The following is a 12,834-nucleotide window of genomic DNA, read 5'->3' as shown; positions in this document are numbered from 1 at the left end:
CTGGACATCTAAGAGAATATATCATGGGGGTAAGAAAAGTATGTTAGACCAATTATTAAGTCCATTTACTTCGATCCTATCGAGGCTAAAATATGGACAAAAGTTTATGCTCATCAGTGTACTATTTATTATTCCAATAGTAGTCCTTCTATATAATTGGAACGCGACACAGCAAACTCAAATAAAATTCATCAAAGGCGAACAAGCTGGTGTTGAGCAGATCAGTGAAATAATGCCCTTCATGCTACAAGTACAACAGCAACGTGGGCTTATAAATGGTTACTTGAATGGAAATAAAGAATCAAAGAGCGCAATTGAGGCGAAGCTACAAGAAATTGCTCAATTGATTGGACACATTGAAGCAAAATTCCAGAAGAAAAACCTACCCCAGTCATACGAAAAATGGGCTTCTATTCATAGAGAATGGATTGAACTGCGTGATTCTTATAAAAGCTTAAAGGCGGCAGATAGTTTTGTTCGTCATTCAAAACTGGTGGAGCAGATAGAAGAACTTATTGTCAGCAGCGCCGATGAGTCTGAATTATCACTTGATAATGAAATTAATTCATACTATTTGATGAGATTGGTCGTTCAGGAACTGCCTGCATTAATCGAAAACTCCGCTTTTATCCGGGGAAGTGGCAATGGTATTCTTGCATCGAGAACGCTAACGGATGAGTTGAAAATCCAGCTACTTCTGAAAGAATATGAGAGTAAGACTGCTCTTGTCAATCTAAATAAATCTCTTTCCAAAATTGCGGAATCTCAGAGTAACAATAATGTGAATCTAGTTGAGAAGGGAGGGCAAGTTGCACAAAATATTCAAGACTATCTCGTTTTACTTGAACAAGAAATTATACATAAGCAAGAGATGAACATGAATCCTGATACTTTTTTCACTCAAGGGACGGTTGCGATCACAACTGCGGATGAGGTATTCAAACTTGCCATAATGGAATTGGATCATATTCTTCAAAAACGGATCGATGACTATACTGCTGAGCGCAATATAACATTATTGATTATGGTGGTAGTCTTACTATTAGTAGTCATATTTTATGTAGCATTCTTTAGGAGTGTTATGGATACAGTGAGTATCTTAAGGCAAAGAGCGGAATCGATGGCGAAGGGTGATTTCTCCCAAGACATTGTACTGAATACTAAGGATGAGCTGCAGCTTGTAGGTGAGGCCTTTAATGAAATGCAAAGATCGATGAATCGAGTGCTTAGTTTAAATCAACAAATTTCCTTAACAACATTTCAATCCTCCCAGCAACTAACTGGAATCTCAGATCAATCAATACAGGCTATGAACAAGGTTGCCGATTCTGTGCAGAAAGTATCGGATGGGACAGCTTCACAAAAGAGAACGACAGTGGAAGCGGCATCTGCAATGAATGAGATGGCGATTGGGATTACACGAGTTGCGGAAGCGGCATCTGAGGTTGCTTCGGTTGCCATTCGTGCAAGTGAAAATGCAGTAATTGGGAATCAGCAACTGATAGAAACCGTGGATCAAATGGTGAGTATTAAGAAGGCTCAGGCTGATTCTGCCCAGATTGTAGCTAAGCTTGACGAGCATTCAGTACGTATAGGTCAAATTATAAATTCAATTATGGAGATTGCTGGGCAAACAAAGCTGCTTGCCTTAAATGCAAATATTGAAGCGGCACGCGCGGGGGAGCATGGTCGTGGATTTAGCGTAGTTGCACAAGAGATAGGAGAGCTTGCCGAAGAAACATCGAGCTCTGGGAAAAACATTTCTGACCTATTGATTGATATTCGATCGCTTGTTGGAGAAACGGTATCCGCTATGGATTCGATACAAATCGAGACGAATATGGGTATGGAATCTATTGCACGAACTAAGGAGACCATTGATTGCATTCTTAGTGAGGTTAAGCTTGTAAGTGAACAAATTCAGGAAGTGTCTGCAACCACTGAGGAAATGTCAGCTGGAATGGAGGAAGTGGCGGCTTCTATTGCAGATGTATCCGATATTTCTCAACGTACATCGAATGAAGCTGAGATAATGGCTACAGGTACAGCAGAACAACTAGTTTCCGCAGAGAAAATCCAAATTTCTGCCAAAGAGTTAAGGGATATGTCACAGCAATTGCAGAATGACTTAAGCAAATTTGTATTGTGCAATGACGTTATAATAAATGAAGTTCGTATGTAATTCAGGGTACCAATCTCGAGAACGTAAAAAATCTGGTGTAAATAGATAATATTCCATCATTCATCCTTCCACAAAGAAAGATATCGAACAGATAAAGATTATTTTTGCGGTGGGTATGATGATCCCGATTTAGCAGCTCATTTTGTAAGTGACGTACAATCGAGGCGTTGTGCTTTTTGGTAAAGAAATTAAGGAAGTATTCAAGCCGATAAAAAACAATATTATTTTGATTCCATTATGGCTGATATCAACGGCGCTTTAGAAAAAATCGCTGAAAATCCTGTTTATTATGTATTAAAATTTATCACGGGTTCTTTGGTATGTAAGAGAGTCGGTTATTTCGTCCAAGAAGGAAGCAGGTAAATGGGCTCTCAATTATTTGCCGAGCGACTATCATAACTTAATTGCACGGTGTCTTGCCAAGTATCGAAATGAATTAGACGATCTGAATCTCGACGAAACGATGCTCTTAAACTACACGGAATATATGCTTCAAGAAATCCAGTGCTCCGCTGAATCAGCAACGGTTTGATAAAATCGGCAGAGACTCATGAAAGTGCGAATAGAAGAGCATCAGACAAGAATTTGTCAACAGCACCGTGCCAAGAGAAAAAACGATTTTGAAATCACTTAAGAAAAAATCTTATCATTAATTGGGGTATGTCAGATGAAAAAGAGTATTATCATATCGACTTTTGTGGCTGTATTTATTATAGGGACAGCAACTGGGTTTGCAGCTTCAAATTATAAAGAAGTAAAAGCTTTATTGTATCCTGCTGTAAAGGTAGACTTAAATGGACATGAAGTCAGTAATGTAAAGGCACTAATGTATGAGGGAACTTTATATTTACCAGTCAAGTCGATGACGGATTATTTCGGGCTTAATTCCAAATTAGAATTTAATAAGAAGGAAAATAAGATTACGATTGGTGGGCCCAAATATCTTAATTTGTTCAATAGCGAATCCAATAATTTTTATCAGGTTATGGTGAACGGAAACTGGGGTGCCTCATATCAAACCAACGAACGACAAGTGGTAAGCAATTATTACATGGGTGTTGATATTTTTCTGCAGACAATAAATAATTCGAACCTAGAACAATACACGAAGGCACTCCAACAAAAACTTAGTAGTATAGGTTATACCGTTTCTAATGAAACAAATCGAAAGATTGCTGGCGAAAATGCAAAAGTATTGGATTATAAAACAGATGGATCTATAGGGAAAATAGCTATCCTTCAAAAGGATGATGATTACGTAACGCTTATGTTCTTCGTTGATAAAACTCGTTATAAAAAAGAGGATATGAAAGAGTTCGACAACATTGTAAAAAGCTTTACTATCCAACTAGTAAATTAATAGTTTAAAGGGGATTTGGAATCAAGCTATATAGAAGAAGGCGTAGACTATATAACGACGCTAAATATGGATATGCACAAAACCAGTTGTTCCTACTTCAAGATCACGGTGTATGGGTAAATCACAAGAAAGTTTTACGCTTGATGCAGGCCATGAACTTACGATCCAACATCGCCGAAAGCGTCGTTGTAACTCCTCATCCGGAGATGGACGAGTTGAGCAGATGAGCTTACATAACGATAATCAACTTGTTCTTCAAACGTTTAAGAAAGCCTTAATGTATATTTGTTGTTTAAAAAATAAAGGATGCCTCGAAAAAGGCATCCTTTATTCTGTATCAGGTTTGAAAATCAAATACAGCACATAAACAATAAGTGTAGCGATACCCAATTCGAACAGCAACCTCAAATAATCCAATTGATAAAATTCAAAGAATTCACCAACCTTTTGTTCGCTTTGCAGCTCCCACAGAGGAACGAACTCCTTGGATTCATGCTTCATTTCTTTGCCCCAAACTACTGTCACTGGAACTTTTAATACACCTAAAACTGTAATTACGATCAAATAGATGCTCAGAAAAATTCTCTTGATAAGCAAATACGGAACCCCCTAAAAAATTGTTTAATGTCAATAATATACATTTTGATAACTAAATCCCAAAAAATATTTTTTATACCATCATTATTCGACAGACAATCGTTTTACCACATGTTAAATTAAGATCAACGTTTAGGAATTTGCCTAAATTACCATAATATAGGAGGTATAAGGAGGTGAAAAAAGTATCTATTACATCATTGATTCTGCTCCTTGTTTGCAGTTTGTTTATGTCTGCTTTATCTGCAAGTCCAGACAACTTTACACAGAACAGCGAAAATGTCCCTGGTTCTGAGACGAGATGATTAGATGTTGATATATTTGATTTTTTTCATAGTCAACTTTGTAGTAGCTTACTTCTACATCGACAATGGAGACTATGTTAAAGCTTTTTGGCTATCTGTTTATTTGGTGACTATGGTTTTTGTTATTGATTTAATTAAGGACTTTATGAAAAAAAGAAAAAAATAAATCGGGTCAGGATAATTTATGTTCTCTCTTTTTTAGCAGATGGCAAGCTGACCACCGTCCTTGATGAAGTTCATTGAAAGTTCGTGTATTGTCGGTTTAAACTCTTTAGACCTTGGCATTTCCTACTGGAGATACCAAGGTCTTTGTGTAAATTGACTGACTCAAGGGGGAAATGATCACATCTACTGTATCTTGGGGAGTAGGATTAACGATAGAAGATATAATGTTGTCCGTTATTTAATAGTGTAGGAGGTGATATTTATGGACGAACAGGACACTAGAAAATAGGATTTATTGTTAATTCTATTGTAGTTGTTTTAGTTCTTGTTATCATCTTGATTGTTTGGTGTAGTCCAAATTCATCCTCATTTCATAATTTTAGGTATAGTCACAAGGATGGATAGTCCAAATTTTATCTCCCTTATTCAGAATAAGTATTAATAGGGGGAACTTTGTGTCAATTGACATCTGTCGGATGGCAAGAACATAGTGACATTACATTGATCCATCAACATTATGGAGGAACAACCCAAATTTATAAAAAATAGAGAATCGGCTTGTTCCAAACTTGCTAAAAAACATTTTTGTTTCTGTTCTTGCTAATATTAGCGCTATACCATTACCACGTTTACCTAATTTATCAAGCCATTTTACAACCTCAAGACCAGTAAGCTGGATTTAGCCGCACACTTCCGAACCTTTCTTTACTTAGTCCATCATTATAAATATTATAATGTTGTTTTGCAGTGTCCCAAAGTCTGCAAATTGGCGAGTAAGGATCTAAGTTGAATTTCCAAGTGATTTAATAATTTCAGGAGCTGTAAGCCGTTCATCTTTAATCATATGAGCAGACTAACGACACCTAATTATTTGAATTAATACCATTGATTTACTTATCGTAATATGTTAAAGTGATATTGCACGGATACTAGTAAAAGGAGGTTATTTTTTTGAAAAAATCATTTCATAAAATTCTTCTTTGCACATCACTGGCTTTGAGCACAATTGTTGGAATCACCTTAACACCTGCAACATCTGTTGAAGCAGCAGGAGTGACATACAAAGATTTGCCAAAAGGTCACTCAACTATGGTTGGTTTTTGTGACAGTTATGAACTAGTATCTGGATCATCAGTAGTATCACTATCTCCAGAAGGTTGGGTTACGGCTCTTAACTATGGAGATGCTGTTATTTACGGATATAAGAATGGCGTTCATTACTGGACATGGTATTATAGAGTCATCTAATCAGGGTAGACCGTCCATTTTGACGGTCTATTTTTATTTCTCTGTAAGATGTCCAACCAATCACATCATTACATCAGAGAGAGTTGCTAGTAAGGTCAGGGAAAGTCAAAGACTTTGGTGCAAAATATGACATTTATTTAATAGTATGTGATAGAATATACATAATATATGGGTTTCAGCTAGGAAAGCTGTACCTGTGCAGTAACACTTAAATACGAACTTGAAATCAAAAAGTGCCGAGTCAACCAGAACAAAGTTCGGAGTTTTATGTTACTGCACTGATGTGCTACAATGCTATTTGGTTGACGGCGGGCATTTGTGATATTTGTCCTCTGTTTTAATGACAACAGTTTTGGGAAAGGCTGTCGGCTTTTTTAAATGACATGTTGGATGAGTATTGGGTCTTAAGGTTCATTTAGTCTTCCTTTTCCCTGACGCGATTGCATTTCTACAATGTATAAATCTAGTTCTTGGCTGATCCGTATCACCTCTTCGTCTCGAAAATCTCGATTAACTTCTTCCTAAGCCCATTAATTTTATCCTCCAATGAATCTATAACACTCACCTCACGTACAACCATCTCTCCATGAGAATAATGCACGTTCCAGTAATATATGTAAGAAAATTCCGCTTCAATATCATGTCGAAAAATGAAAAGTGTTCAATTTTTCAAATATAGACTGAGGGGATACGCTATGCTCTAAATGGATACGCACAACGGTATTCAGGCATTGACTTTGGAGAAGTTCAAGGCTGCTTCCATCATATAGGTAACACATGTTCCATAATTGCCTAAAGTTAAATAAAATTCGCCTTTGATCTGTAGGTAGCGTATCCTAAAAAAATAAAAGGATTTCCTCTGCCTATGATTGTTGAGTCTATCTTAATGTTTTCAAGCAAAGTCTTTTCGTCTTCGAGGTTGTTTTGTTGTAAGTATAATTCAAGAAGATTTTTTGTTGCAGGAAGGGCAGAGAGATCATTGTAAGTCTTTAGAAATATAAGGAGTTATTCTGTCTAATAAGCGTTTACATACTTATACTATTTGCGTTTCCGAAACCTCATAGTTTGTTGCTTTACAATGAGTTCATCTAATTGCTGGCTTATTCGTACAACCTTTTCGTCAGTGAATTTTTGTTTCTCTTTTACAACTTCGATTAATTTGTTCCGTAGATTATCTATTTGTTCATTTTCTTCTTGTAGATTAATTGCTGCCTAACAAGCCCAATAAACACAACTGTAAAGAGAATTGATTGAAACCAGCTATTTCCACCCTTGAAAATCGTGTTGTAATACGACACCAATAGCCCGATTGCCAAAAACCCTAAGTAAACAAAGTTTCTAACTACGAGGTTCTTTCTAAAGATGAAGTGAATGGCAAATACGGCTAATAGAACGTATAGAGTAAGAAAAGAAATGGTAGTTAAAAACGTTTCAAATTGACTGAGTTCCATAACTCCCTCCTCTATGTTAATACTAACTAGTTGGAAGTGACCTCATAATAGATCACTGGCAACCAATGAATGTTGAGCGTTGCTCCGTTCCCACGGTTGTAATATTCAAAATCATTCGCGATGGAATTTGCAGCCCATCCCCAAGCGGCACCAGTTACAGCAGCAAGCCAACCTCCTGGAATAAAAGCAGCGATAGCGGCAATGAATGAGGTGGTATTACCCGATTGACGCATTGCAAGAGCGTGTGTTTTTGTCTCCGAGTCGCTAAAAGTGATTGCTACTCCCCACCAGTAAGTATTGCTGAATGCATTAGTTGAGTATCTCTCTGGTACGCTCACTTGCCCGTTTTGGATCACAATTGATCCTTGACGAACTTCTGCATTAAGGCTATCGATTCCTTTTTTGTAATGCTCATAGATGTCTGCACCTACGAAATTCTTCGCAGCAGGATCAATGACGAATTGGTCTTTGCTGACCGTGATGTAGCGATCCATGACTGATACGGTATTAAGTACTTTTTTGCTAAACTCATCCTTACCGATTTGAAGCATGTGACCTTGTTTCTGTGCCTCCTCATGCTGTTCTGGCACTGATGCCGCCAATGCCATTGGTGCGAACATCGAGAATGCCATGCTTACACTTAATAGGGATACAATCCATTTCTTCTTCAAGCAACTCGCCTCCCGGAATTTTTTGGCGAAGTTACTCTTTAACATGGGGCGGACTCTGCATCACGATAAATTGTATGCGCATCACTTATGTAATGATACATCATCTATTTTTAAGGTGATTTAAAGAGTACCTCACATGGCGAATATATAACACGTTTCAGTTATTCCAGAAAATAGATGAAAAAGAAACGGAAAATAAAAGAAAAAGCACCTTTAAGGTGTTTCTAGCGCGATTATAATATATCACCATGGGTGAATGCCGTTTTGATTATCCGACAAAGCTTTTCTTTAACTTTAGCGTTCAGTTTTGAGTAGTAAGAAGCTCCTTCCACCATATGATTAATACATGCTTCATAATCGCCGACAGCTAAATAATATTCTCCTTTGATTTGAAGGAAATCAGCATACCTAGAAAGGATTAAAGGGTTACTCGTGTTTAAAATGGATGGGTTTATTGTGCTACCTTCTAATATATTTTTAGCACCTTCGAGATTATTTTGCTGTAAGTACAAACGGAGTAGCTGGTTGGTAGCAGAAATTACAGAATCATTACTGCACGACTTCAAGAATAAAAGGAGTTGATTTATTGATTGTTCAATATTACCCTTTTTGGAGTTGATAAACGCCTCCATAAGAATAACATTTTCTCGAATGTGCGGATAGTCAAATTGCTGGTACTGCAACGAGTAAAGCTCCGACTTGTCATACTCCCCAAGAGCAAAATGTGCGTCTCTGAGGACGCCAAGTGCATTTACTTTATAGGAGCTTTCGCCATATTCTAATACTTTTTTGCTGTGGTCGATACTTTCTGAATAAAGTCTTAGATTAAGAGAGTGGATGCCTAATTTGTAGTACAGCTCGATCCGTTCTTGATGGGGTAAGAAAACAGCATAATGAAGAATATACTTCCCGCTATAGTAGGTTTCCTTCAATTTACTAAAATCATTTCGCTCATCTTCTCTCGATTTCCACGTAATAATCAATCAGTGTTTCTAAGAGGATATTCAACGCCTTTGCCAACGGGTGTATGGTCGAGAATTGCGGTCGTTTTACTTCGCCGTTTTCAATTCGTGATATTGTCCCCTTTGGGAATGCCGGATAGCTCTGATAATTGTGTTAATGTTATGTTTGATGCACGTCTGGTGTCTTGGATAAGTTCCCCGATTGTTTTGATGACCGCAACTTCCAATATCAGCCCTCCTCCTTTTAATTGATCGCCAATATTTTACTATGTCATGAAGGTTGTGTAAATTGTAGGAAGGCATTAGAAGCAAAGATAAGAAACGGAGGAAGATAATTCTCACTCTTTTGTTTCGGATGTTGAATAGGCCTGAGCTTCATTTCTCCGCGATTATCAATGAGGCAACATGATTTTAGGTATACACAATATTCATGATTGTCAAAAGTTACTGTTAACCTATTAAGAGGGATAAACAGTTATTGTTAATGAAAAAGATGAGCACGGGAGAACAACAAGCCCTCTGTATTCTGGCGGAATTAATGATTTATATGAAAGAAGGCTTAAGATGAGAAAAAATAAAATTAAGATCAGTGAGGATTTTAAAACGAAATTAAAGGAGATATCAATAAAGATGAAATGATGTGGATGTATGCTCTAGAGGAAATAAAACTGAATATTAGTCCTTCTGAGTTTGAAGCCTGGACAGGCTAGTATGCAAAGGAATATCCCACTAGCGTGTCTTTTTGTGTTGAAGTAAGCATAGGGTCTTATTGAAAAATCTAAAATGACGAATAGTAGATTGATAAGAAGGATAAGTGACAAATTGGCATATATTGCGTGGAAATAATTTCTTTGCCGATAGATAATAGGTGGTGGGGATTTGCGAAGTTCGTAAATAACCGTTATGTGAAATACCCTCCATATATATATCAAAAAAAGAGAGGTACTTAAAATGAAAAATAAGCAACCAACAAGTACTAAAACACAGTTAGTTATTGCATTATTTATTATATTACTTTCATTTGGTATACTTTGGTATTTGATATCTTTACTCTTTTCCGTGTTTAAAGGACTTCAAAAAGAGGTTGCTGCAGCACTAATTGCTGCTTCTGCGACAATTGTAGTATCAGTACTATCAGTGGTTGTTGCAAAGTATTATGAAAAAAAGCGAGCAATAGAGCAAGAGCATAGGAATAAAAAAATTCCAATGTATGAGGAGTTTGTTGAATTTCTGTTTAAAATTCTTATGAATAAAAAACTTGAAGGAGAACCACTCACAGAGCAGGAAATGCTAAAATTCATGAGTGCATTTACCCAAAAGTTGTTAGTATGGGGTTCGGATGATGTTGTCCTTCATTGGTCTAAATATAGAATGATGAGTATTAATGATAAGTCGGATGCAATGGAAAACATGTTTCAAATGGAAGAACTATTGTATGCAATTCGGAGAGATACAGGACATAAAAATAAAAAGCATAAAAAAGGAGATATTTTGAAGCTGTTTATCAATGATATTGATAAGTATCTTTAACATAGTATCTATACTGCGAGCTCCGTCCTTGGTACGCAAGAGGAGTTAGGCAGAGAAGCTGATTTATCGAACAGCCATACGAGCAAAGCAGTCGAGCTAACGCTCCTTTAAGTCTCTTGGGTTCATAAGATATAAGGCAGTTATGTGGAACTGGGGCAATATCATAAACATTAATATTCATTGATAAGGAGTCAAAATGAATAGGATAAAATATTATTCAATTAATGATTTGCTTAATGGAAGGAATTTACGTAAGTGCAAAGCATTATTACATGAATATGATGATAATAGGAGAGAAGTACAGGGTATCAATGATATGATTGAACTTTACAATATTAAAAAATATTTTGATAATAAAGTTTATCTTGTTGATTGGACAGCCGATATTATCACAAATTTAGAAACGATAATTAGCAAACATTTTGGTATAGTTGCTAGATTCATCAAAACAATTAATAATGATAACTTATTAAGAACGTATAATGAAATCGAAAGAATTTATAAGGATGATTTCTGGGAGCTTATAGATAAATTCAAAGCATACGAAAATGTTACATTCGATTATTTTCAGGAGTTTTTGAGTACAACCAATGTATTATTACGTGAATTATTAAAATGCAAAAATATCACAAATCACTATGGTGAAATAATAAGAGATAAAATGTTATATGATTCCTCATCTGCAGAATTACTGTTGGATAAATATGAATTAAAGCATCTTCGAGAACCACAACCTATGTATTTTCCAAAAGAACTAACTAATTCAAACAAAGAAACAATTATCACAAATTATCTAGACAGTGAAGAACCCAATCTGAATTATGTTCGACTTATTGCTAGTATACAGAGCAGTAAAGATAAACTTGAAATCTCAGCCAAAACTTTATTGAAAGCTAAGAGAAAAGCAGAAGAACTTGAAAAGCATTATTTTGAAGAGAACGCCGGCATGCCAATTGAGACAAGTGTTAGTTTTTCAAAAAAACAAGATGAAGAAGTAAAGTTGACATTCGAAGGCCAAATCATATCTGCATCATATAGTTCGAAATGGATTGAAGAAAACTCAGATTTTCCAACTTTACTTAACAACTTTATTTATTTATTTGAATTTGTTGATTTGCAAATGAGGAGTATGTTGGTCAATAAAATAAGTGAAATGGGGGTGTTTGAACGGTATATTTTCACTTCATCCCAAAATGCTTATACAATTGGTTGTGCATTCGAACGGAAGAATATTTTATCATTACTCCAAATGTCAGGTTATTATCACCAGCTTTTTAGTATTGGTATTAGATTAGAAGAAGTTATCGAATGGTTTTTCGAAGAGTATCTACTGGCAGAGTTTGATGCACATAACTTCAAAGTAAAAATGCCTTCTACAAACTCTCTCTTTTTAGAGAAATGCACCAATATTATGCCTGCCTTAGAATCAGTACTTAAGCAATTCATTCTATTTGTTGAAGAGGGGCATATTGATTTTGAATTACTCGAAATTCGTTCTGAACATCTTATTTATAGAAATATTCCATCTCTTGTAAACAAAAAATATGTCTATGGTTTAGGAGATGAGTTTAACTATCTGATGTATCTATTTTTTTCAGATCAAAGTAGTTTAGGGTACTACGAAAAATCAGATAAATCATATACTAACTTTTTTGAGTTACTGACTGAGGAAAAATTAATACTAAGTGAGATTGAGGATTATAATGTAACGAAAGTTGAATGGCTTATCGAACATGAGTATTTAAAGATTGATGAAGATGGTTACATTGTTTTTAAAGATGAGCATCTAGTATTACTACTATATGATTTTTATATGAATGAGGTAGTATGTTATTGGAAATGTTCGGAATATAAGCGCAAACTAATAGATGGTTTAGAAAGAAGAAATGTCATTGAGTTTGAAAGTTCTCTTTTTTCTAGACAGGAAGTAGATTACATTAATTACACTCTAAATAAATCACAGTTTAATAACGGATTAGATTTAAGAAACAAATACAGTCATACTCAACCTAATATAGCGGATGATGAAGGGATTCATAATGAGAACTATTTAATTTTTTTGAGGTTATTTATTCTAGCAGTTATAAAAATAAATGATGATTTTTGTACAAGAAAAGAACTAGGAGCTGCAAGAAAGTTATTCAAAGAAGGCCCCAACATCACATAACATAGTAATCGTAACGGGGGCCAAGCCCCTAGTCTACCTAAAGTTTTTAGGGAGAAGTAGTTTCAACAGACAAGATATTGACTTTATTGAAGAGAGAACTGATGAGTAAGCAGGTGAATGGGCTCTTCATCATTTGCCAAGCGTAACTTAATCGCACAGTGCCTTGCCAAGTATCGAAATGAATTAGAGAACCTGA

Annotated in this window: 14 protein-coding genes; 8 read left to right on the top strand and 6 right to left on the bottom strand. The window is 35.8% G+C overall.

Annotation, left to right across the window (positions count from 1 at the left end; all coding sequences use genetic code 11):
* Positions 1-40: 40 nt before the first annotated feature.
* From ACQ5BJ_RS07135 to ACQ5BJ_RS07120, 4 genes are all read left to right on the top strand, one after another.
* Entirely contained in the window at positions 41-2,182 is a 2,142-nt protein-coding gene (locus ACQ5BJ_RS07135; protein WP_430109307.1) for a methyl-accepting chemotaxis protein, read from the top strand.
* A 337-nt stretch (positions 2,183-2,519) separates the two neighbouring features.
* Complete coding sequence (locus tag ACQ5BJ_RS07130; protein ID WP_410453772.1) at positions 2,520-2,714, top strand: aminoglycoside adenylyltransferase domain-containing protein; 195 nt, start codon at positions 2,520-2,522, stop codon at positions 2,712-2,714.
* A gap of 135 nt (positions 2,715-2,849) precedes the next feature.
* On the top strand, positions 2,850-3,542 hold the full coding sequence (locus ACQ5BJ_RS07125; protein WP_430109304.1) for a hypothetical protein: 693 nt from the start codon (positions 2,850-2,852) through the stop codon (positions 3,540-3,542).
* A gap of 20 nt (positions 3,543-3,562) precedes the next feature.
* Entirely contained in the window at positions 3,563-3,769 is a 207-nt protein-coding gene (locus ACQ5BJ_RS07120; RefSeq protein ID WP_430109471.1) for a transposase, read from the top strand.
* 100 nt (positions 3,770-3,869) lie between these two features.
* Here the strand turns inward: ACQ5BJ_RS07120 and ACQ5BJ_RS07115 are convergent, their stop codons facing one another.
* Positions 3,870-4,139 carry a hypothetical protein gene (locus tag ACQ5BJ_RS07115; protein WP_430109301.1) on the bottom strand — a complete coding sequence of 90 codons (270 nt, stop codon included), beginning with the start codon at positions 4,137-4,139 and terminating at the stop codon, positions 3,870-3,872.
* A gap of 176 nt (positions 4,140-4,315) precedes the next feature.
* Between ACQ5BJ_RS07115 and ACQ5BJ_RS07110 the strand changes: the two genes are divergently transcribed.
* Together ACQ5BJ_RS07110 and ACQ5BJ_RS07105 are read left to right on the top strand one after the other, a co-directional pair.
* On the top strand, positions 4,316-4,444 hold the full coding sequence (locus tag ACQ5BJ_RS07110) for a hypothetical protein (RefSeq protein ID WP_430109299.1): 129 nt from the start codon (positions 4,316-4,318) through the stop codon (positions 4,442-4,444).
* Positions 4,445-5,560: 1,116 nt separating this feature from the next.
* The gene (locus ACQ5BJ_RS07105; protein WP_430109296.1) at positions 5,561-5,857 is read left to right on the top strand and encodes a hypothetical protein; all 297 of its coding nucleotides are present in this window, start codon (positions 5,561-5,563) and stop codon (positions 5,855-5,857) included.
* Positions 5,858-6,261: 404 nt separating this feature from the next.
* On the opposite strand, the gene ACQ5BJ_RS07100 is transcribed toward ACQ5BJ_RS07105, so the two are convergent.
* The 5 genes from ACQ5BJ_RS07100 to ACQ5BJ_RS07080 all read right to left on the bottom strand — a co-directional run bounded on the left by ACQ5BJ_RS07100 (position 6,262) and on the right by ACQ5BJ_RS07080 (position 9,047).
* Positions 6,262-6,345, bottom strand: coding sequence for a hypothetical protein (locus tag ACQ5BJ_RS07100; RefSeq protein WP_430109469.1), 84 nt, complete (start codon positions 6,343-6,345; stop codon positions 6,262-6,264).
* Positions 6,346-6,895: 550 nt separating this feature from the next.
* On the bottom strand, positions 6,896-7,012 hold the full coding sequence (locus tag ACQ5BJ_RS07095) for an aspartyl-phosphate phosphatase Spo0E family protein (protein WP_430109466.1): 117 nt from the start codon (positions 7,010-7,012) through the stop codon (positions 6,896-6,898).
* Between the two features lie 322 nt (positions 7,013-7,334).
* Entirely contained in the window at positions 7,335-7,979 is a 645-nt protein-coding gene (locus tag ACQ5BJ_RS07090) for a hypothetical protein (RefSeq protein WP_430109293.1), read from the bottom strand.
* Positions 7,980-8,212: 233 nt separating this feature from the next.
* Positions 8,213-8,962: a hypothetical protein gene (locus ACQ5BJ_RS07085; protein ID WP_430109290.1), complete on the bottom strand. Its 750-nt coding sequence runs from the start codon at positions 8,960-8,962 to the stop codon at positions 8,213-8,215.
* The gene (locus ACQ5BJ_RS07080) at positions 8,931-9,047 is read right to left on the bottom strand and encodes a hypothetical protein (protein ID WP_430109464.1); all 117 of its coding nucleotides are present in this window, start codon (positions 9,045-9,047) and stop codon (positions 8,931-8,933) included. Before ACQ5BJ_RS07080 ends, ACQ5BJ_RS07085 begins: the two co-directional genes overlap by 32 nt.
* 845 nt (positions 9,048-9,892) lie before the next feature.
* On the opposite strand from ACQ5BJ_RS07080, the gene ACQ5BJ_RS07075 reads away from it, so the two are divergent.
* On the top strand, positions 9,893-10,471 hold the full coding sequence (locus ACQ5BJ_RS07075) for a hypothetical protein (RefSeq protein ID WP_430109287.1): 579 nt from the start codon (positions 9,893-9,895) through the stop codon (positions 10,469-10,471).
* Positions 10,472-10,667: 196 nt separating this feature from the next.
* Positions 10,668-12,638 carry a hypothetical protein gene (locus ACQ5BJ_RS07070; RefSeq protein ID WP_430109284.1) on the top strand — a complete coding sequence of 657 codons (1,971 nt, stop codon included), beginning with the start codon at positions 10,668-10,670 and terminating at the stop codon, positions 12,636-12,638.
* The last annotated feature ends 196 nt before the right edge of the window (positions 12,639-12,834 follow it).

The organism is Paenibacillus sp. B1-35, assembly GCF_050474385.1.
Taxonomy (GTDB): domain Bacteria; phylum Bacillota; class Bacilli; order Paenibacillales; family Paenibacillaceae; genus Paenibacillus_B; species Paenibacillus_B alvei.
The sequence above is the reverse complement of the archived record's forward strand: the minus strand, read 5'-3'. Positions and strand labels throughout refer to the sequence as shown.

Excerpts from the sequence above, each read along its gene's own strand:
- ACQ5BJ_RS07135 (WP_430109307.1), top strand. The coding sequence starts at position 41 with ATGTTAGACCAATTATTAAGTCCATTTACTTCGATCCTATCGAGGCTA.
- ACQ5BJ_RS07125 (WP_430109304.1), top strand. The coding sequence starts at position 2,850 with ATGAAAAAGAGTATTATCATATCGACTTTTGTGGCTGTATTTATTATA.
- ACQ5BJ_RS07075 (WP_430109287.1), top strand. The coding sequence starts at position 9,893 with ATGAAAAATAAGCAACCAACAAGTACTAAAACACAGTTAGTTATTGCA.
- ACQ5BJ_RS07070 (WP_430109284.1), top strand. The coding sequence starts at position 10,668 with ATGAATAGGATAAAATATTATTCAATTAATGATTTGCTTAATGGAAGG.